12 protein-coding genes and 1 tRNA gene are annotated in these 20764 nt (G+C 58.8%); 6 read left to right on the forward strand and 7 right to left on the reverse strand.

Going from position 1 to position 20764, the window contains the following annotated elements; genetic code table 11:
* The first annotated feature begins 79 nt into the window (after positions 1 to 79).
* The 3 genes from LDB26_RS08335 (at position 80) to ppdK (ending at position 5998) form a co-directional block, all read left to right on the forward strand.
* Complete coding sequence (locus tag LDB26_RS08335) at positions 80 to 952, forward strand: glycine--tRNA ligase subunit alpha (RefSeq protein WP_062068812.1); 873 nt, start codon at positions 80 to 82, stop codon at positions 950 to 952.
* On the forward strand, positions 952 to 3153 hold the full coding sequence (gene glyS, locus LDB26_RS08340) for a glycine--tRNA ligase subunit beta (RefSeq protein ID WP_257541556.1): 2202 nt from the start codon (positions 952 to 954) through the stop codon (positions 3151 to 3153). The genes LDB26_RS08335 and glyS overlap by 1 nt, the downstream gene beginning before the upstream one ends.
* A gap of 142 nt (positions 3154 to 3295) precedes the next feature.
* Entirely contained in the window at positions 3296 to 5998 is a 2703-nt protein-coding gene (ppdK, locus tag LDB26_RS08345) for a pyruvate, phosphate dikinase (protein WP_257541559.1), read from the forward strand.
* A gap of 49 nt (positions 5999 to 6047) precedes the next feature.
* Here the strand turns inward: ppdK and LDB26_RS08350 are convergent, their stop codons facing one another.
* Positions 6048 to 6548 carry a hypothetical protein gene (locus tag LDB26_RS08350; protein ID WP_257541561.1) on the reverse strand — a complete coding sequence of 167 codons (501 nt, stop codon included), beginning with the start codon at positions 6546 to 6548 and terminating at the stop codon, positions 6048 to 6050.
* Between the two features lie 138 nt (positions 6549 to 6686).
* Here LDB26_RS08350 and LDB26_RS08355 point away from each other — a divergent pair.
* Together LDB26_RS08355 and LDB26_RS08360 are read left to right on the forward strand one after the other, a co-directional pair.
* Positions 6687 to 6763, forward strand: a tRNA-Arg gene (locus LDB26_RS08355).
* Between the two features lie 650 nt (positions 6764 to 7413).
* Positions 7414 to 8682 carry an MFS transporter gene (locus LDB26_RS08360; protein WP_257541563.1) on the forward strand — a complete coding sequence of 423 codons (1269 nt, stop codon included), beginning with the start codon at positions 7414 to 7416 and terminating at the stop codon, positions 8680 to 8682.
* 405 nt (positions 8683 to 9087) lie between these two features.
* On the opposite strand, the gene LDB26_RS08365 is transcribed toward LDB26_RS08360, so the two are convergent.
* The 6 genes from LDB26_RS08365 to LDB26_RS08390 all read right to left on the reverse strand — a co-directional run bounded on the left by LDB26_RS08365 (position 9088) and on the right by LDB26_RS08390 (position 19605).
* A complete protein-coding gene (locus LDB26_RS08365; protein ID WP_257541565.1) occupies positions 9088 to 10626 on the reverse strand; it encodes a SpoVR family protein in 1539 nt (512 codons plus the stop codon).
* The gene (locus tag LDB26_RS08370; protein WP_257541567.1) at positions 10626 to 11936 is read right to left on the reverse strand and encodes a YeaH/YhbH family protein; all 1311 of its coding nucleotides are present in this window, start codon (positions 11934 to 11936) and stop codon (positions 10626 to 10628) included. The genes LDB26_RS08365 and LDB26_RS08370 overlap by 1 nt, the downstream gene beginning before the upstream one ends.
* Before the next feature lie 19 nt (positions 11937 to 11955).
* Positions 11956 to 13899 (reverse strand): PrkA family serine protein kinase, encoded by a 1944-nt coding sequence (locus tag LDB26_RS08375; RefSeq protein WP_257541569.1) that lies wholly within the window; start codon positions 13897 to 13899, stop codon positions 11956 to 11958.
* Positions 13900 to 14342: 443 nt separating this feature from the next.
* Positions 14343 to 16538 carry a TonB-dependent receptor gene (locus LDB26_RS08380; RefSeq protein ID WP_257541571.1) on the reverse strand — a complete coding sequence of 732 codons (2196 nt, stop codon included), beginning with the start codon at positions 16536 to 16538 and terminating at the stop codon, positions 14343 to 14345.
* 188 nt (positions 16539 to 16726) lie between these two features.
* The gene (locus tag LDB26_RS08385) at positions 16727 to 17845 is read right to left on the reverse strand and encodes an alpha/beta hydrolase (protein ID WP_257541573.1); all 1119 of its coding nucleotides are present in this window, start codon (positions 17843 to 17845) and stop codon (positions 16727 to 16729) included.
* A gap of 23 nt (positions 17846 to 17868) precedes the next feature.
* On the reverse strand, positions 17869 to 19605 hold the full coding sequence (locus LDB26_RS08390) for a carboxylesterase/lipase family protein (protein WP_257541575.1): 1737 nt from the start codon (positions 19603 to 19605) through the stop codon (positions 17869 to 17871).
* Between the two features lie 218 nt (positions 19606 to 19823).
* On the opposite strand from LDB26_RS08390, the gene LDB26_RS08395 reads away from it, so the two are divergent.
* Positions 19824 to 20762: a helix-turn-helix domain-containing protein gene (locus LDB26_RS08395; protein WP_062065598.1), complete on the forward strand. Its 939-nt coding sequence runs from the start codon at positions 19824 to 19826 to the stop codon at positions 20760 to 20762.
* Positions 20763 to 20764 lie beyond the last annotated feature (2 nt).

Below are 20764 nucleotides of genomic sequence, written 5' to 3' on the forward strand. Positions count from 1 at the left end.
GCCCCTCTTGCCCTTGACCGTTCGCCCCGGCTGCGCCAAGGCGCGCGGCAAAGAAACCGTCATTTCCGAAGGACCATCGGTGGCCGAAGGCAAAGCGCTATCCTTTCAGGATTTGATCCTGACCCTTCACGCTTACTGGGGGAAGCAGGGCTGCGTCATCCTGCAACCGTATGACATGGAAGTGGGCGCAGGCACCTTTCATCCTGCGACTACGCTCCGCAGCCTCGGTCCGGATAACTGGAATGCTGCCTACGTCCAGCCCAGTCGTCGCCCGACCGATGGCCGCTATGGCGAGAACCCCAACCGCTTACAGCATTATTACCAGTATCAGGTCATCATGAAGCCATCCCCGGCGAACTTGCAAGACCTCTATCTGGGATCGCTTCGGGAAATCGGCATCGACCCACTGGTCCACGACATCCGCTTTGTGGAGGACGACTGGGAAAGCCCGACGCTAGGCGCATGGGGTCTTGGCTGGGAAGTCTGGTGCGATGGTATGGAAGTCACCCAGTTCACCTATTTTCAGCAGATGGGCGGCTTCGACTGCAAACCCGTTGCGGGCGAACTGACCTACGGCCTTGAACGCCTCGCCATGTATATCCAGGGCGTCGACAGCGTCTATGACCTGAAATTCAACGATGCCGGTGTTACTTATGGTGACGTGTTCCTCGCCAACGAGCGGCAGATGTCGAAATGGAATTTCGAGATCGCCGATACCGAAAAGCTGTTCCGTTGGTTCCGCGACGCCGAAGCGGAATGCAAGACCTGCATAGAAGCAGGCGTGCCCCTTGCCGCCTATGATCAGGCAATCAAGGCGAGCCATGTCTTTAACCTGCTCCAGGCTCGCGGTGTCATCTCCGTGCAGGAGCGCGCCAGCTATATCGGTCGCGTCCGCGAACTCGCAAAGGGAAGCTGCGAGGCATGGATGGAAGTGAACGGGTGGGCCGCATAATGACCGATTTCCTGCTTGAACTGCGTTGTGAGGAAATCCCTGCGCGGATGCAGATCAAGGCATCGGACGACCTGGCCCGCCTCTTTACCGAGGAATTGGGCAGGGCAGGTCTGAAGCCCACCGCTATCGACAGTTTCGTCACACCCCGCCGCCTAGCGCTGATCGCCCGTGACCTGCCGCTCGAAACGCAGGCGGTGAACGAGGAGTTCAAAGGCCCCCGCACCAATGCCCCCCCGCAGGCACTGGAGGGTTTCCTCCGCAAGACCGGCCTGAAACAGGAGCAGCTTGAGGACCGCGACGGCGTCTGGTTCGCCGTCGTGAATACGCCGGGTCGCGCTACGACGGAAGTTCTCGCGGAAGCCATTCCTGCCATAATCCGTGCTTTCCCCTGGCCCAAGTCGATGCGCTGGGGCACGGCGTCGCGGACGACTGAAAGCCTCCGCTGGGTCCGGCCGCTGCAAGGGATCGTCGCGATCCTTGGCGAAGACCTTGTCGATATTGAGATCGAGGGCGTCAAAAGCGGCTACACCACGCTCGGCCACCGCTTCCACCATCCCGGTGAGATCACCATAGGCGGTGTGCAGGACTATGCCGAAAAGCTGCGCGCCTGCCATGTGATCGTCAGCCATCGGGAACGACAGGCAATCATCGAGGCGAAAGCCAATGAAGCCGCTGCGGCGCACGGCTATACCGTGATCGAGGATAAAGGCCTGGTCGCGGAGAATGCAGGCCTCACCGAGTGGCCCGTTCCGCTGTTGGGCGATTTTGATCCCGCCTTTCTTGAGGTGCCGCCTGAGGTTATCCAGCTAACCTTACGTATCAACCAAAAATATTTCGTCCTACGCGATAGCGCGGGCAAACTGGCTCCCGCCTTCATCTGCACAGCCAATATCGAGGCAAAGGATGGCGGTGCGGCAATCATCGCAGGCAATCGCAAGGTTCTGGCCGCGCGCCTTTCCGATGCCCGCTTCTTCTGGGAGCAGGACCGCAAGACTAGTCTGGCGGACCATGCGAAGAAACTGGAACGCATCACCTTCCACGAGAAGCTCGGCACCGTCGCCGACAAAGTGGAGCGCGTGGCGAAACTCGCCCGCTGGCTGGTGGAAGAAGGCATCGTGAAGGGCGCGGACGCGGATCAGGCCGAACAGGCTGCCCGCCTCGCGAAGGCCGACCTCGTCACCGAAATGGTTGGCGAATTCCCTGAATTGCAGGGCATCATGGGTGGCTATTACGCGCGCGCCGAGGGGCTGCCCGATGCTGTGGCAAACGCTATCCGCGATCATTACAAGCCAGTCGGGCAGGGCGATGATGTTCCGACTGCCTCGGTGACGGTGGCTGTGTCATTAGCGGATAAGTTGGATACGATTGTCGGCTTCTTTATTAAAAATGAGAGACCGACCGGCTCGCGAGACCCCTTCGCATTGCGCCGTGCGGTTTTGGGCGTTTCTTCCACGACGATAGATAACGGACTTAGAATACCGCTTAGAAAAGCAATCGTTGAAGCTGCCATGAACGTGCTTCTGCAAACTGAGCCATCGGTTGGCCATAAGTTGGTAAAAGTTTACCCATCGTTGATTGCCGCCGTTGGAGAAGGTGCTGCTACGGTAGCGCTGACAGCGGCCTTGAATGCTGTTGAAACGCCGAAAGAAGAGGCGGATCAAGTTTGGAATATCGTTTCTGAGGCAGTGCCTTCCATTCTCGACTTCTTCGCTGACCGTCTAAAGGTCCAGCAAAAGGAAGCAGGCGTTCGCCACGACCTCATTGACGCGGTGTTCGCGCTCGGCGGTGAGGATGATCTCGTCTGCCTTCTGGCCCGCGTGAAGGCGTTGCAATTCTTCATCGCTACCGACGACGGCGAGAACCTGCTCGCGGGCTACAAGCGCGCCGCGAACATCCTCAGGAAGGAAGGCGTGGAGCAGGCGGAGCAAAAGCCGTTGTCTTACACACCCGAAAAAGCGGAAGCGGACCTCATCGCTGCGCTCGAAGGAGCCGAGCCACGTGCGCGGCAGGCCGTGGAGACGGAAGATTTTGAAGGCGCAATGGCGGCGCTGGCCATGCTTCGCGGGCCCATCGATGCTTTCTTCGAAAGCGTCACGGTCAATGATGCTGATCCGGCTAAGCGTACAGCGCGTCTCGCGCTTCTTGCGCGGGTGCGGGACGCGGTTCACGCGGTTGCTGACTTTTCAAAAATTACCGGATAGCGGCAAAAAATGGCGAATTCTGTGAGGCAGTTGCGACTTTGCGCGTAAAATATCGTAAAAGCAGGTGCATTTGTCGCCTGCATATTGTTTAGGGCTTGTTGCAACGCACAAAGATGCGGCCACGTTTTTGGGAGCCGCGGATATGTTGACGATGGAAGAGAACAGCATGAGCACTACGGCCACTCGTTATGTCTATCGTTTCGGCGGCGGCGTCGATGATGGCGGCAAGGGAGACAAGAATCTTCTCGGCGGCAAGGGAGCTAATCTGGACGGCATGGCCGCCATTGGCTTGCCCGTGCCCCCCGGCTTTACGATCACCACTGAGATGTGCACCCGCTATTATCAGGATGGCGGCGTCTATCCCGAAAGCCTCAAGGCCGAAGTCGAAAGCGGTATCAGCCATATCGAATCGGTGACAGGCAAGACATTCGGTGATGCCGACGACCCTCTGCTGGTTTCCGTCCGTTCCGGCGCGCGCATTTCGATGCCCGGCATGATGGATACCGTCCTTAACCTGGGCCTCAATGACGAAACCGTGCTCGGCCTTGCCACTGCCTCGGGTGACGAGCGCTTCGCATGGGACAGCTATCGCCGTTTTATCCAGATGTATTCTGATGTGGTGTTGGAACTCGACCATGGCGCGTTCGAGGAAGCCCTTGAAATCGCTAAGGAAGATCAAGGCTACACGCTCGACACCGAAATGACCGCCGAGGATTGGAAAGCACTGGTCGCGGAATATAAAACCCTTGTTTCAAAACTTTGGGGTAAGGATTTCCCGCAGAATGTGAGCGACCAGCTATGGGGCGCGATTTCTGCGGTGTTCGGTTCATGGCAGGCCGACCGTGCCAAGGTCTATCGCCGCCTGAACGCCATTCCTCACGACTGGGGCACTGCCGTCAATGTACAGGCGATGGTGTTCGGCAACATGGGCGACACGTCCGCCACCGGCGTCGCCTTCACCCGCGACCCGGCTACTGGCGAGAACGCCTATTATGGCGAATATCTCATCAACGCGCAGGGTGAGGATGTAGTGGCGGGTATCCGCACGCCGCAATATCTCACCAAGCAGGCACGCGAACGGGCAGGGGCCAAGCCGCTGTCGATGGAAGAAGCGATGCCCGAAACCTATGCCGAACTGGCGCGGGTGTTCGAGACCCTCGAAAAACATTATCGCGACATGCAGGACATCGAGTTCACGGTGCAGCAGGGCAAGCTCTGGATGCTCCAGACCCGTTCGGGCAAGCGCACCGCCAAGGCTGCGCTCAAGATCGCAGTCGACATGGCCAGCGAAGGGCTGATTTCGGAAGAGGAAGCCGTCGCCCGCGTCGATCCCGCCGCACTCGACCAGCTTCTGCATCCCACGCTCGATCCTAAAGCGTCCCGCGACGTGCTGACCAAGGGACTGCCTGCTTCGCCGGGCGCGGCTTCGGGCGCGATCGTGTTCGACGCCGATACCGCTGAGCGCCGTAATGAACTGGGCGATTCGGTCATTTTGGTCCGCGTCGAAACCAGCCCCGAAGATATTCACGGCATGCACGCGGCCAAGGGCATTCTGACCGCGCGCGGAGGCATGACCAGCCACGCGGCAGTGGTGGCGCGCGGCATGGGTCGTCCCTGCGTTTCCGGCGCGGGCAGCTTGTCGATCGACAACGCCACCAAGACACTGCGTATCGACGGCCGCGAACTCAGGGAAGGAGACATTCTTACCATCGACGGTTCGACCGGTGAGGTGATGGCGGGAGAAGTCCCGACGGTGCAGCCTGAACTGGCGGGCGATTTCGGTACGCTGATGGTTTGGGCTGACAAGGTCCGCCGGCTTAAGGTCCGCGCCAATGCGGAAACGCCGCTCGACTGCCAGACTGCGCGCGATTTCGGTGCGGAAGGCGTAGGCCTGTGCCGCACCGAACATATGTTCTTCGATGCCGCGCGGATCACGGCGGTTCGTGAGATGATTTTGGCCGACAGTGAAAAGGGGCGCCGCACCGCGCTCGAAAAGCTGTTGCCGGAGCAACGGGACGACTTCGCGCAGATCTTCATGGTGATGGCGGGTTTACCTGTCACCATACGCCTGCTCGATCCGCCGCTGCACGAATTCTTGCCCCATGGCGAATCGGAGTTCGAGGAAGTGGCGAAGGCAGCCGGGGTCGGAGTCGACGCGCTCAAGCGCCGTGCCGCCGAACTGCACGAGTTCAACCCGATGCTGGGCCATCGCGGTTGCCGCCTTGGCGTCACTTATCCCGAAATCTATGAGATGCAGGCCCGCGCCATTTTCGAAGCGGCATTGCTCATCAAGCAGCGTAGCGGCGAAGCGCCGATCCCAGAGATCATGATCCCGCTGGTGGCGACGAAGAAGGAACTGGAACTGATGAAGGCGATCGTCGATCGCGTAGCCAGCGAGGTCTTTGCGGAGCAGGGGGCGACGGTCGATTATCTGGTTGGCACCATGATCGAACTACCGCGCGCAGCGCTCAAGGCCGGTGAGATCGCTGAGGTGGGTGAATTCTTCTCCTTCGGTACGAACGACTTGACGCAAACGACCATTGGTATCAGCCGTGACGATGCAGGCCGCTTCCTGACGCAATATGTCGACAAGGGCATCTTCGCTCGCGACCCGTTCGTCAGCATCGATGTGGAGGGCGTGGGCGAACTCATCGAATTGGCGGCCGAACGCGGTCGCGCGGCGCGTCCTGGAATCAAGCTGGGTATTTGCGGCGAGCATGGCGGCGATCCGGCCTCCATTGCCTTTTGTGAGCAAACCGGTCTCGATTATGTGTCGGCCTCGCCCTATCGTGTGCCGATTGCCCGATTAGCCGCGGCGCAGGCGGCGCTGGCTAACAAGGCATAGAAATAGAAATGGAAAAGGGCGGGTTGATGATCCGCCCTTTCTATAGGCATTATTGTGGGATAGCGGGCCGGTCATATCGACGGCCATGCTCTTCCAATTTGCCTTCATTCAGCAGTTGCGCCTGTTCAAGCCATTCCTCGCGATGAATGGTACCGGGCGCGCGCCCCAGACGGGCCTCCAATGTCGCCTGTTGCTCGTCCGTCAGGTTTGCGATCTGCGAATAACGATGATAGCCAGCTTCATTGAGCGTGATTTCGTCCTGAAGCGATACGCCCTGCATCATGGCCAGATCGTCCCGACCATAAGCTGCACCAGCTACGGCAGAGGCGGTTCCCGGGCCAATGGGGCCTGATTGCCTCTCAAGTTCGGCAATCCGTTCATTGGCGGCATGAAGCCGCTGATCCCGATCCTGAATGCTGTGTCTGTGGACGGTCTGCTCATCCCGCCACAGCCTTTTATACTTGCCTCGGCCGCTTATCATAAGCCCCAGGATCAACCCAACGACCAGGGCGATGCCAAGCAATGCGATCTCGTTCAAAGTAAAAGACATGGCTATCCTCTCTGTGAAGATTGAACGATTTCAGCGCCGGAAAGTTGCTCGGAAGGCTCCCTGGAAGGAAAGGCGGAAAAAAAGAAAAAAAAGGGGCTTGCTCAATCATCACCCCCCCTATATCTGCGCCTCCACAACGCGCCCGTAGCTCAGCTGGATAGAGCATCAGACTACGAATCTGAGGGTCGGACGTTCGAATCGTTCCGGGCGCGCCAAAGCTGCTAAGCATGTCATGCGATGATATGCGGCTACGGGCAAAGGTAGCCGGTTGATGTCGGCGCTAGCGGGATATGATCATGGCCCGCATACAAGCGCTACTTTCTGATTTTGCTGTTCTCCCAAACTGTCTCTGCTGGGGCGGAGGCCTCTTGCGACGGATCTGGAATTTACTGCAGGTGTAGCATCCCGTTCGACGAAGCGAGCATCAATGCGGTCTGACTGCGGCGGGCACGCTGGATGAGAAGGGAACAGGGTTCCGGCACGCGGTCGAACCTCGACCGTTACCTGCGTGAACTGGGCGTTGATCCAGATGTGCTCGACATGGCGTTGTTCTGCCTGCAATGAAATCGTCCTGGCAGGTGCCGGTGTTGCCGTCCTTTCCTCACCGGCGGTCATGGCAGGGACATTGCACGCGGCCCCCATCGAGTTTGGGCCGTGTGCGTTCTTCGGTGCGCGCCACAATGAAGCTATCGCAGCAAGGCAGCAGCTCCGCTTCTGGAGCTGATCGGTTCGCATCGCTTTAAAATCGCCATCTGGTGGACAGCGGGTGCCACCCGCGTGGTGAATTGCGGAGGAATCGGCTCCTCCCAATCGACGGCGCCGTAGCGTGGTTGTCGCCATTCCAGTTGCAGGTTAGTGTCGGTTCATGACTGCTTCGCGTCCGCTGGATCGCCGCTCACTTGTTCTTGCGGGGATATCCACCGTTGTGGAGTGGTACGACTTTTCGCTCTTCCTCTATTTTGCGACGGTGCTCGCACGACTGTTCTTCCAGGGCGAGGACGCTGTGTTGACGACGCTGGCGGGGTTTGCAGTCGCCTATTTGATGCGTCCAATCGGCGCGATGGTCTTCGGGCATTTCGGCGACCGATATGGACGGCGCGCGACGCTGCTGGTCTCAATGACGCTGATGACGATAGCCATGACGCTCACTGCAATGCTACCGACGGTGACTCAGGTTGGGCCTGTTGCAGGGGTGCTGCTGCTTATCCTGCGATGTCTGATGGGCTTTGCCGTAGGCGGCGAATATACCGGGGTCGTCGCATATTTGCTGGAAGGAGCGGCTCCAAGACGGCGCGGGCTTGTTACCTCGATGGCGGCTGCCACCAGTGAGATAGGGGCTTTGCTGGCGGCAGGAATATCGGCGGTCACGGTGAGTTTCATACCCGCTCCGGCACTTGACAGCTGGGGATGGCGCCTGCCCTTCGTTTTTGGGGCGGTCCTTGCGGGGGCCATTCTTCTGGGCCGTGCGGTTATGCAGGAGTCGCCTGAGTTCGAGGAGCATCGCAGGGCGGGGACGCTTGTTCGTTGGCCGCTTGGCCATGCCATAACGCGATATCGGTCCGGTGTGCTGCGTGGCTTTGCTATTTCCGCACTGGGGTCGATCACTTATTATATCGGCATCACCTATCTGCCCGTTTACCTCACCTCGGCTGTCGGATTGACCGAGGCGCAAGCATTGCAATTAGCCACCGTGGCAGCGGTAGCGGTGATCGTGGTGACGCCCTTTGTTGGCATGCTTTCCGACAGGCTGGGCCGCCGGTCTGTGCTGGTCGCTCTGGCGGTTCTCTCGGCAGTTGTGCCTTATCTGTCGTTCCGTCTGCTTGCGGACACAACGCCTATTATGGCGCTCATCGGCGCAATCCTGCTTGCCGCGTTGGCTGGCGGCGTCAGTGCGGTAGGAGCTGTGGCTACCGCAGAACAACTTCCTGCCAGGGGACGCCTGAGCGGCCTGGCGCTGGGCGCCACGACGGCGACAGCACTTTTCGGCGGCCTCACGCCCTGGCTCGCGCAAGTTCTAGTTGAACGGACGGATTCGTCTGCTGCTCCCGGGATAATGATCGCGCTCGTAGCTCTAGCGGTGCTTCCGGTGCTGTTGACTCTTCCCGAAACGCAAGCGGGAAGAGTTGCTCGTTGAATTAGTGGATCGGCGTTCTCCCGTTCCCTTCACTGGGCAGGTTGGAACATCTCCACCACTGGTTTGCTGGAGGCTTGTATTGCGCCGGAAGAGCCAGTCTCCGCGCGACGTCGGAACTCCGATGCCATGGCCTGATGCATCATGCGCGCCGAAGCGTCCGCTGTGGTTGATGCAAGCCGCTCGTGCATTCTTGCCCGGTCAAGACATTCCTGGGGCGTAAGAGCATCCGTCATGTATCGGCCTCCGCTTGAGGTGTCGGGCACGCCCCGATCTGCGACGCATGCACTCATGCCAGCGTCTCGGCAAAGCCTGACCCGTGAAAACAGCATGAAATTTACGCCTCTCGGCCACGGAATGAAAACGGAATCTGACAAGCGGAGGCGGCGCTTCACAGTCTTAATCCTCTCACCGCATCCATTCAGGCTGCGGCTGGGCCTGATGGCTCCTCAATTCGTTCCGGTTTTCAGCGTCCACTTCGCTGAGAGCTACTTCATAACCCCATAGATTCGCCAAATTTTGCAGTACCATGGTGGTGTCGCCCTCATCCAGAAGCACGCCGTTCAACACCACATGCTCCAACATCAGCAAGCGATCCCCAGCCAGATCGACGTCCACGACCTGAATATCCGGCTCCTGCTGCCCAATGTCATATTCGTGCGCCAATGTTCGCCGGATGCGCCGGTAGCCCCGTTCATCATGGATGGCGTCCACCCGGATCTCCGAGTCGTTTTCCTGATCGAGGATCTTGAACAGGCGCCATTGGCGGATCAGACGGGGACTGAGAAACTGCGAGATGAAGCTCTCATCGCGATAATTCGCCCATATATCCTTCAGCACTTCCAGCGGATCGCCCGACCCGGCGATGTCGCCGAACCATTCGCGATCCTCCTGTGTCGGGTCCATGCAGATGCGCTCTACATCGGTCATGATGCCAAAGCCCAGCGCATAGGGGTTGAAGCTGCCGAAATGCCCTGAATCATAGGTCGGTTGATAGACAACGCCGGTATGCGACTGAAGGAACTCCAGAAACGCGCCGTTGGTGATCTGCCCCCGTTCGTGCAACATCGTCATGATGCGGTAGTGGACATAGGTGGCCGCGCCCTCATTCATCGCTTTTGTCTGGCGCTGCGGGTAGAAATATTGTGCGATCAACCGAACGATCCTCAATATCTCCCGCTGCCACGCAGCTAGCTGAGGGCCGGACTTTTCGAGGAAATAGAGGATATTTTCTTGCGGCAATCCCAGCACTGCCAATCGCTCGTCACGGGCTATCGTCGTCGCCTTCGCGCCAATCGGCACCGTGCGCCATAGATCGTCGTAGATGCTCTCGCGATAGGCCTGCCGCTCGGCTTCCCGCTCCGCTTCGCGCCGTAGATCGCGGGGACGCACGCGAGGATAGCGGTGCACACCTTGGTTCATCAGCGCATGAGCCGCGTCCAGCACCCGTTCGACCGCCAACTGCCCATGTCGCTCCTCGCACAGAGTGATGTAGCGCTTGGCGAACTCCAAATAGTCGAGGATGCCGTCGGCATCGGTCCACTGGCGGAAGAGATAATTGTTCTTGAAGAAGTGGTTATGCCCGAAGGCCGCATGGGCGATCACCAGCGCCTGCATCGTGGCGCTGTTTTCCTGCATGATATAGCTGATGCAGGGGTTGGAGTTGATGACCAGTTCATAGGCCAGGCCACGCAAACCCTTGCGGTAGAGCATTTCATTGGTGACGAACTGCTTGCCGAAGGACCAGTGCTTGTAGAAGAGCGGCATGCCCACCGACGAATAGGCGTCCAGCATCTGTTCCGAACTGATAATCTCAAGCTGATTGGGATAGACGTTCAGCTTCATCTCATCGACGGCGATCGGCTCTATTGCTTCATAGATGCGGTTGACGAGCGCGAAATCCCAATCGCTTCCGGTGAACAGGGGCGTTTCGGCGCGCAGGTCCATCAGTTTGGCGCCCCTTCGCCAAGGCCCCGCCGTTGGAACAGTTCACGGAAGACAGGATAGATTTCCTGCCGATGCGCGACCTTTCGCATTACGAAGTGACGATGCGCTTCCGCCACCGGGGCGTAAGCCTGCCACAGGGTTGTCATCGATTGCGTGGTCGCCGCGTCGGGAAACTTATCCCGGCCGACTTCCAGATAGGCGACATATTGGGCCATGGGCAGGATATGGTCCTGCATCAAGCTAATGACCCTTGCGTTGTCCTGCATCATATTGTCACCATCGGACGCCTGCGCGACATAGATGTTCCAGTTGTCGGGGCGATAGCGATCCGCCGCCACCTCGATCAGCTTGTCGAGCGCGCTCGACACGAGCGTGCCGCCCGTGACCGTGCTGTAGAAGAAGGTCTGCTCATCGACCTCCGCCGCCCGGTCGGTATGGTGGATGAACACAACCTCGACATGCTCGTAACAGCGGGACAGGAATAGATGGAGCAAGGCGAAGAAGCGTTTCGCCAGATCCTTCATATGCTCGCTCATGGAGCCGGACACGTCCATCAGGCAGAACATCACCGCCTGTGCGACGGGGCGGGGCACAGCTTCGAACCGGCGATACCGCAGGTCGACGGGATCAATATAAGCGATCAAATTGCGGCGGCGGACGAGGTGAGCATGGTCCTCACGCAGCCGCTTCAGCCGATCCGCATCCTCCGGCCGGAGTGGATCGAGAGCTTCGATCGTCGCCATTTCCTCCTCAATCCGCTGCACTTCAGCACCGCTCGGCCGCCGGAGCGCCATGCGCCGTGCCATTGCCTTCTGCATGGTGCGGGGCACGGACAGGTTGGAGGGCGATCCGGCGGTGGAATAGCCCGTGCGCCTGATCCCATCGACTTCCCCGCCGATCAGCCGCCGCTTGGCAAGGTCCGGCAGTTCCAGATCGTCGAGAAACAGGTCGAGAAATTCCTCCCGGCTGAGCACGAACTGGAAATCGTCATTCCCTTCGCCCGTGCCGGCATCCGCACCAGTCCCTTCGCCGCCTTCGGGTCGCTTGATCCGGTCACCTTCCAAATAGTCATGATTGCCGGGCAGCACCCGCTCGCGATTGCCGCCCTTCCCGGCGCGGTGGAAGGTCGGTTCATAGATCGCGTCGCGGCCGATGGAGATTTCACTCTCCTTATCGAGTTCGCGGATGCTGCGATCCTTCAGGCTGTCCCGCACCGCCTTTTGCACATACGCTCTTGCCCTTCGCAGGAAACGCTGCCGGTTGACCAGGCTCTTGCCGCCGGGGTTCAGGCGTCTGTCGACGATGTGCATGTCGGTCGGCGCACCTCCCTCAACCTGCCTGTTTGACGCGGATATACCATTCTACCAAACGCCTTACCTGCCGCTCAGTATAGCCGCGCTCGATCATGCGGGAGACGAACTCCTCATGCTTGCCGGCCGTGTCGCCGTCTTTTTTCGACCCAAAGCTGATGACGGGCAGCAGATCCTCGACCTGGCTGAACATCCGCTTTTCGATGACTTCACGAATCTTTTCATAGGATGTCCATGACGGGTTGCGACCGTCATGGCTGGCCCGCATCCGCAGCGCGAACTTCACGACTTCGTTGCGGAAATCCTTGGGATTGGCGATCCCGGCGGGCTTTTCCGTCTTGGTCAGTTCCTGATTGATAATTTCTCGGTCGAGTAACTGGCCGGTGTCAGGGTCTTTGAAGTCCAGATCCTCGATCCATGCATCGGCATAAGCGACATAGCGGTCGAACAGATTCTGCCCGTAATCATCATAGGATTCGAGATAGGCTTTCTGAATCTCGTTTCCGATGAACTCGGCATAGCGGGGCGCCAATTCGCCCTTGATGAACTCCAGATAGCGGGCCTCCGTCTCGGTGGGGAACTGTTCCTGACGGACCATGCCTTCTAGCACATAGATGAGGTGGACGGGGTCCGCCGCGATCTCGGTGGTGTCGTGGTTGAAGGTCGCCGACAGCGCCTTGAAGGCGAAGCGGGTGGATATGCCCGACATCCCCTCATCCACGCCCGCCGCGTCGCGATATTCCTGCAGGCTTTTCGCGCGCGGGTCGATTTCCCGCAGCATTTCGCCGTCATAGACGCGCATCTTCGAATAGAGATTGCTGTTCTCATGCTCGCGCAGCCGCGTCAGCACGGAAAAGCGCGCCAGCATGTCCAGCGTCCCCGGCGCGCAGGGCGCCTTGTTCAGATCGGAATCGCGCAGCAACTTCTCATAGACCTGCCGTTCCTCCGTCGCCTGCAGGCTATAGGGTACCTTGATGACGTAGATGCGATCGATAAAGGCTTCGTTATTCTTGTTGTTCTTGAAATTCTGCCATTCCGATTCATTGCTATGGGCCATGATGATCCCGGTGAAAGGAATGGCCCCGATATTCTCTGTCCCGATATAATTGCCTTCCTGCGTCGCCGTCAGCAGTGGATGGAGCATCTTGATCGGCGCCTTGAACATCTCGACAAATTCGAGGATGCCCTGATTTGCTCGGTTGAGGCCGCCGGAATAGCTGTAGGCATCGGGATCATTTTGGGAGAGCATCTCCAGCTTGCGGATATCGACCTTCCCTACCAGCGAGGAGATGTCCTGGTTATTCTCGTCGCCCGGCTCGGTCTTCGAAATGGCGATCTGGCGAATACGGGAAGGCATCAGCCGGACGACCGTGAAGCGGGAAATGTCGCCGCTGAACTCATCGAGCCGCTTGCGGCACCAAGGGCTGATAAGGCCTGTCAGCCGCCGCCGGGGAATGCCGTAGCTGTCCTCGATCATGTCGCCATGAGTTTCCGCGTCGAACAGCGCCAGCGGGCTTTCGAAGATCGGGCTGATTTCCTCCCCGGCTTTCAGCGCATAGATGGGGTGCGCTTCCATCAGCGACTTCAATCGCTCCGCCAGCGAGGACTTGCCGCCGCCCACCGGGCCGAGCAGGTAGAGGATCTGCTTGCGTTCCTCCAACCCCTGGGAGGCATGGCGCAGGAAGCTGACGATATGCTCGATTGTCCCTTCCATCCCGTAGAAGTTCGAAAAGCTCTTATAGCGCCGGATCGTCCGGTTCATGAAGATGCGGCCCAGCCTGGAATCGCGGGACGTGTCGATGATTTCCGGCTCGCCGATGGCTGCCAGCAACCGCTCCGGCGCGGATGCGTGCATCAGCGGATCGTTGCGGCATCCCAGCAGATAATCCTCGACCGACATTTCGGCCTGATGCCGGTCGTCATACGCCCGCATGAAACTGGAGAACAGTTCGCTATTCGCCATGTGTCGACTCCCGCAGCGGCAGTGCTCACGTCGACAAGCATATCCCATCGAGCCCTGCAAAAACAGGGTGATGCGGAAATTAAAGGGGATTTACCATGCGTTCAGCTGCGATGAGAAGATATGCGGAGCATATATTGGGAATGGCGGGACGAGACGTGATATGGCCTGGATAAGGCAGTTTTCCGGAAGAAGTCGGCCTATTCTGCATCTCACGCACTGCCGATCAGTTTAGCACCTTAGCTTGGCTGGACGAGCGCGATCAATCCATGCTGCCAAGCTATAGGCGAGCTTATTAAACCCAGCATGTCGGCTGCCTGGAAAGAGTCGGTTGTCCAGAACCGACGGGATCAGTTTACCTCATTCCCCATCCGGCGGCGGGCCGGAAACTTTCCGCCGCCGGACGGGCAAGCACCACATGCTTTGGCGGCCTGCGCGTTCCAGCCCTAATTACCCCCGAATCGATAGCCTATCTCCAAGCCGAAAGTGCGCGGATCGTTGTAAATCGTCCCGGCAAAGCCAAACGCATTTACCAAATCCTGTCGTTCAAGAGCATAGGCTTCGTTCGTCAGATTCTTGACAAAAAAACTGGCGGAAAGTCCGGTTTCGCCGATGTCGGACATGCCCAGTCGGGCATCGACAATGCTATATCCTTTTTGGAACGCCAGCGAGGATCCGAGATTGTCGTCCTGGAAGGATATGCGGCTCTGATATGTGAACCCCGTGCTGGCCACCAGCTTGCCCGCATTACCCAAGTCGTGCGTATAGCTGGCGGACAGGTTGACCGTGTGCTTGGGCGCTTGCGCGAAGGCGTTGCCCTTGGGGAAGCCGGGCGATCCTTCATCGTAGCGGGTCTCGAGCAGGCCGTAATTGGCGTTCAGCAAAAAGCCGGGAGCGGGGCGGATGGTCGATTCCAGCTGGAAGCCATAGATTGTCGCCTTGGGCCCGTTCGATGTGCCGATAAAGGTAGCGCCGGTGCTGCTGACGCCGAAGGTGCTGCGCTGGATACTGGTATACTTGCCGTAGAAACCGGACAGGTTGGTGCGTACGGGCATGCTTCCGATATGCCAGTCCGCTTTTATGCCTGCTTCATAATCGCGGATATATTCGGGACCGAAGGACGGCTGAGGTGCGCTCGGCTCCTGCGATGCCGGAACGCTTGGATTGAAGCCGCCGGAATTATAGCCGCGACGGGTCGTGACATAGAGCAGCATGGCGCTGCTGACACGATAGTCGACGGAGAAGTTATAGGTGACGGCGTCATAATTGTCAGAAATGGACCGAGTGCAGTTGGCGAAATCGACGCCTGGTGCGGTCGGCGAAAACCGGCAGATCTGTGGGCCGAAAAAGGTGAACTGCGGACCGACCGACGATGTCAGCAACGCCGCCTTGTCCTTGTTGAACCTCAGTCCGCCGGTCACGTTCAAGCCATCCGCCAGCGTAATAGTCGCTTGGCCATAGACGCCGGTCGTCGTCTGGGACTGGTTGATCGTCGTGAAATTGTTGCGGTCGTTGGAAAAGGGCAAATTCGGATTACCGAACAGTGAATAGGACAGGCCGCCGCGTGATTCCTGTTTTGATCGGAAGATCCCGATGGCCCAGTTCAGCCGGCCGTCAAGCACATTGCCCAGCGCTTGCACTTCGTGAGAGATCACCCGTCCGAAGTCCTGAAAGTTGTTGCCGATCTGGATGGGCAAGTCGAGCGTAGTCTGATTGGTGAAGCGATTGTATGAACTGCGGCGCAGGCCAAACACATATTTCAACGTGATGCCTTCGGTTGGTTCGATCGCCGCAATGTTGGTGACGCCCCATTCCTTGCTATCCTGGATCGCAGGATAGCGCGACCGGACACGCCGGATACCCAATTCGTCCTGTATGGCGCCCAGTTCGGCGGGCTGGGTTCCGTACAAGCAGCCAAGACCGGGAAAGCAGCCCGCCGTGGGTCGGACGTTGGAGGTGATCAGGGCGCCCGGCGCTTCGTTGACATCGGTATAGTCGAACACCGTGTAGTTGGAGAACACGCTGCCGGGCTCTAGCAATAGCGAGGCACGGAAGCTGTCACGATGCTGCGACTGGAAATCGGGGCCGATCTCATTCTTCACGACGCCATCACGTCGCACGATACGACCGCCCACGCGCAGACTGACCGCATCTGCAACCGGGAGGTTCAGAACCGCGGTCGCCTGCCGCCAGTCATAATTGCCATAACCAAGCTCGACTGAACCCTCAAACTCTCCCGTCGGACGGGCCGGCACGAACAGGATCGCGCCCCCTGTGCTATTCCGGCCAAACAAGGTGCCTTGCGGACCGGCCAAGGCCTGCACCGATTCCAGATCCCACATCTGATTGTTCACGGCGTTGGTCGATGTCGGCACTTCGTTGAAATAGGTTATGACGCCGGTACGGATGCCGCGCAGCGAATATGATTGTCCCGGCCCGGTGGATGATTGCTGCACATTGAGGGTAGGGACCAGACGGATAAGGTCGGAGCCCTGGCTGATCTGCGCCGTCTTGATTGTCTCGGCACTGATCGCCGTTATGGAGATGGGCACGTCCTGCAGCCGTTCCTGGGCGCGCCGCGCTACGACGACAATGTCGTCCAGGCTGGCTTGTTCGGTAACGGCTGTTGGTGAAGCTGCCATATTCGCTTGGGCACTCGCCTGGGCGGATGCTCCTGCAATCGTGAGGGCCGCGAATGAAACGCCAATTCGAAAAATAGAATGAACCATGTTTTTCCTCCCCTGTTGTGCCGTCTCGTTTGTTTGCGAGGCCCGTCTTTAGCGGGATACCGGCGGGTAATATGTGTTCGCGACCGGCTAGGTCCGAATGATCAATTGCGGTCGGTTTCCTTGCCGAGATAACGGTCGAAAAAATCCACTGCCACTTGCCAGGCTGCGATGGCCTCGGGCACATCAGGCGTTTGCGTGAAATAGCCGTGGCCAAATCCCTCGCGGACATAAAGTTGATTGGGCACTTTCGCAGCCACCAGATTGGCGCTTGTATCCAGGGCATTGCCCAGCAGCGCGTCGCGCGAGGACGACACGATCAACGTTGGCGGAAACTTGGCTAGAATGGCGGGCGAACTGGCGGGGAAGGCATAGGGATCCTCCATATCCTTCGCCTTGAAATATTGAGGCATGGACAACATGGCCGGTTGTGGGGTGACCTGTGCGCCCGTCAGACCTAGCATCCAGTAGGAAGAATCGGATGCTCCACGTTTCGCCGCGCCGGCCGCCATGATCGCGATCGCCGCGGGGGGCGGCAACTTTTCCTTTTGCAGCCGCGCGACCAACTGGGCCGTCAGCATACCCCCAGCCGACGAGCCGTAAACGCCGATATTCTCAGGGCGATAGGTCTTGAGAAGGGCTCGATAGACAGTGACGGCGTCATCGGTTGCGGCCGGATAAACGGCTTCGGGCGCTTGCCGGTAGTCAACGGTGATGACACGGTATCCGGCCAGGCCGGCGATCGGCACCGCTTCTATCCTGCCGCCGATTCCGCCATTGCCCAGAATAAAACCGCCCCCGTGAAAGTTGATGAGGACCTTGTCAGCCTTATCGGCGGGCACACCTTTTTCAGGGGTAACAATATCCACGACCACGCCGTCGATCGTCGTGCGTTCGGTCTTGACCGGAAATCGTTTTTCCCATTGCGCCAGGATCGGGCCAGCCCATTTCTCATCATAAATGCGTCGGATGTTGAAGATGTCGCCAGAAAAGGCGGGATCTCCCCCACGGGCGAAATAGTCCGTGAACGCCTTGCGGGCTTCCGGGCTGAAGCTGCCGGGCATGGCGACGCTGTGCGCGGGCACGCTGACGTTGCCGTCGGCGGTGAGCGTGGGATGATTCTGCTCCAACTTTTGTTCTCCGGTCGCAGGCGTCCCCGCCGCGAGGCAAAAGGCCAGGACGCTGGCGAGGCGCACGCAAAAGGCGGCTTTTTTTGTGGTCATGGGATGGCCCTTTCTTCGGTGGTTCAGCCTTTTGAGGGGGCCAGTGCATCCATCAGCATGGAGCGCACTTCTGTTCGAGGGTCGTTTTCGGCATGCGTTGGGACGTCGAAAACCATTGTTGCCCGCTCGGTCGGTTCATAAGGTTTCCATTGTGGAATGGCGGGGTTGTTGGGATTGCCGGTCGCAGCGAAATGAACCCAGGTGTCGCTCATGATCTTTGCCATGGCCGGGTTTTCAGGGCGGTCGCCCGCCATGCTCGAAGCCGTATAATTATTCATGGCGAAGGGAATGTCGCCGCCATGCGCGGCGCCTATGGCGCCATCCAGAGCCGCGGACTCCAGGTCGAAGCGATAAACATAAGCGGGCGCTGCGCCGGCCGCTTCCGCGCGCCGTTCGGCCCAGCGGATTGATCCGGCCCACATCACCCGATCGGTCACGAAAGAGCAGGCGATGTCGGTCGGCGATGCATCGGGCCGCTCGCGGCGATAGGCCGCCAGTAGCGCCGGTCCCTTTTCGCCGAAGGTCGCCGTCGCCATCTTTGCAAGACCAGCCTCATCCAAAGTGCCGAACCAGGGCATGCCGAACATCATCATCGTCATGTCATCGCGGGTGTAGCCTACCAGCACGGGCACATGCGTGCCGTTGGGCGATGCCACAGGCTCCATTGGATGAGTCGGCAAGATCGTCCCGTCGACGACCGGCATGAGGCCCATAAACTGTTCGGGGCTTGCAGCGCCCGCCAGCGCGGTGCTGATCGGCATCGCGTTCATGCGCTCGGCTTCCTGTACCAGCGTCGTAAACGGTACATCGTGGAGCTTGCGGAAATCCTTTGGAGCGATGTCGAGCCGGGTGAGCAGTTTTTCCGCATTACGTGCGGCGAGATCGGCCGGCGCGGCCTGCATCGCCGCGCCGCTCATTAAGTTGGCGCGATGGAACAGCCCTTTTGCCGATGGCATAGCGAGCAAAACTGAGGTTTTGCTTGCGCCGCCCGATGATCCATAGACAAGAACGCGCGACGGATCACCGCCAAAATTCTCGATATTGTCGCGCACCCATTGCAGAGCAGCGACAATGTCCAACATTCCTACGTTGCCCGAGGGGGCATAATCCGCTCCGCCAAGTTCAGCCAGATGAAGATAGCCGAGCGCGCCGAGTCGATGATTGATGGTCACGGCCACGGCGTCGCCACGTTGAGCCAGGCCCAGACCATCATACAGCTTCCAAGATCCCGAGCCGCTGGTGTAGGCGCCCCCGTGCAGATAAACCAAGACGGGACGTTTGCGATCGCGTTGCGTGCTGGAAGTCCACACGTTGAGAACGAGGCAATCCTCGCCCATCGCCGGTTCGTCGCCCGCCATACCATGCAGGAACGTCATGAAATTTTTCATCCGGATGGCACCCGGCCCCTCGGCCAGTTTGTCCATCCCGCCAGCTTCTGCGGCGCTGGCCTGGGGAGCTGTCGGACCGAATGACAGCGTATCGCGAACACCTGACCATGGTGCGACAGGTTGCGGCGGCATGAAGCGGCCCTTGCCACCTGTGGGGGCTCCGTAAGGAATGCCTTTGAATATGTAGACGCTGCCATCCCTGCTACCGCGGACCTTGCCTGCGGTGGTTTCAACGATCTCCCCATTTCCCGTTCCGGCCGAACCCGTGGTTCCAGCGCCGGCTTGGGCGGGCTTGCTGCTGCCGATTATAGGCAATGCGGCCGCTCCGCCGATGCCACGTAACACATCGCGCCGTTCTGCAAGAGATCGCATCACTATCCTCTCCCTATCATAACATGTTGTTCACGCGGCAAACTTGACTTGCGCGTGGACGATATTGTCGGTGTTCGAGCAATGAGGGCCATCAAATCGCCGTTCATCACGCGATTGCCATGGGGAAGGAGTTAACTTAACCTCGTTCGCTACCGTAAGGGACGTCAGCGGGAAAAGCTGGGACTTTTTTTGGTAGTCGAAATGGAGAGGGTGGCCATATGACTATATCTGATGGCAATCGGAACGACGTTCGCGCCAATGTATGGCTAACGGCGATAGAGTGCCCGAAGGACGCAGAAGCGGAAATGCGTGATCTTTCGGATCGGCGCTATCGCCAATATTTGTTCGTTCACAGTGGTGGAGGCCTGGCCCGGTTGGAAGGGTGGCGAACTTCCCTTGCTGGCGGCGAAACGGCGTTTATCCCGGCTGGATCCCAGGCGCACGTCATGCTGGAAGGAGGCACCAAGTCTATCCTCTTTGGCATAGCCGATGATTTTTTGCTGTCTCGCGTCGTGCCTGCTTTGGGCGTATCTATCGCGAGTTATTGGCACGATTTTCACAGTCCAAAGAAATTGAGCCATTGGATCGGTCGCGCTGGAGCGGAGGATCGCAACCGGCTGTGGAATGAATTGCGACAAGCAGGCGGCAGGCTCGGAACGGCAAGCGACGGCGCCGTTGCTGCTTATATTCTTCTCACTCTTTTTGAGAAGAATAACAATTACAATGAGAGCAATGGGGAATTATTCCCAATATCCAATAGTGCCGATGAGATGTCGGGATCTGAACTTGATATCGTAAATCGATTTCGAGGGCTAATAGATGAAAACCTTGCAAGCGATTGGCAAATTGCCGATTACTGCGAGGCGTTGGACGTTAGGCCAGCGCAGTTGGTGCAGGCATGCAAGGCATTGCTTGGGAGCACCCCGGTCGCCGTAATCCAGGCGCAGAAAATTCTTCATGCCAAGCGAAAATTGGCATATTCGCGCGCTTCTGCGGCGGAAATATCCTACCAGCTTGGATTTGAAGATCCCGCTTATTTCAGCAGGTTTTTCCGGAAACGGACCGGCACCACGCCAGTTCAATTCCGCAAAAGCCAACGGACATTCGCGGTGTACGAAGACCCGGCCGGCACGGGCGCGTCTGCGAAACAGCGTTGATG

It is taken from the genome of Sphingobium sp. CFD-1 (assembly GCF_024611115.1).
Taxonomy (GTDB): domain Bacteria; phylum Pseudomonadota; class Alphaproteobacteria; order Sphingomonadales; family Sphingomonadaceae; genus Sphingobium; species Sphingobium baderi_A.

What these genes read in the sequence shown, in the direction of transcription:
- glyS (WP_257541556.1), top strand. Translation starts at nt 952, where the DNA reads ATGACCGATTTCCTGCTTGAACTGCGTTGTGAGGAAATCCCTGCGCGG.
- ppdK (WP_257541559.1), top strand. Translation starts at nt 3,296, where the DNA reads ATGTTGACGATGGAAGAGAACAGCATGAGCACTACGGCCACTCGTTAT.
- LDB26_RS08350 (WP_257541561.1), bottom strand. Translation starts at nt 6,548, where the DNA reads ATGTCTTTTACTTTGAACGAGATCGCATTGCTTGGCATCGCCCTGGTC.
- LDB26_RS08360 (WP_257541563.1), top strand. Translation starts at nt 7,414, where the DNA reads ATGACTGCTTCGCGTCCGCTGGATCGCCGCTCACTTGTTCTTGCGGGG.
- LDB26_RS08365 (WP_257541565.1), bottom strand. Translation starts at nt 10,626, where the DNA reads ATGGACCTGCGCGCCGAAACGCCCCTGTTCACCGGAAGCGATTGGGAT.
- LDB26_RS08370 (WP_257541567.1), bottom strand. Translation starts at nt 11,936, where the DNA reads ATGCACATCGTCGACAGACGCCTGAACCCCGGCGGCAAGAGCCTGGTC.
- LDB26_RS08375 (WP_257541569.1), bottom strand. Translation starts at nt 13,899, where the DNA reads ATGGCGAATAGCGAACTGTTCTCCAGTTTCATGCGGGCGTATGACGAC.
- LDB26_RS08380 (WP_257541571.1), bottom strand. Translation starts at nt 16,538, where the DNA reads ATGGCAGCTTCACCAACAGCCGTTACCGAACAAGCCAGCCTGGACGAC.
- LDB26_RS08385 (WP_257541573.1), bottom strand. Translation starts at nt 17,845, where the DNA reads ATGACCACAAAAAAAGCCGCCTTTTGCGTGCGCCTCGCCAGCGTCCTG.
- LDB26_RS08390 (WP_257541575.1), bottom strand. Translation starts at nt 19,605, where the DNA reads ATGCGATCTCTTGCAGAACGGCGCGATGTGTTACGTGGCATCGGCGGA.
- LDB26_RS08395 (WP_062065598.1), top strand. Translation starts at nt 19,824, where the DNA reads ATGACTATATCTGATGGCAATCGGAACGACGTTCGCGCCAATGTATGG.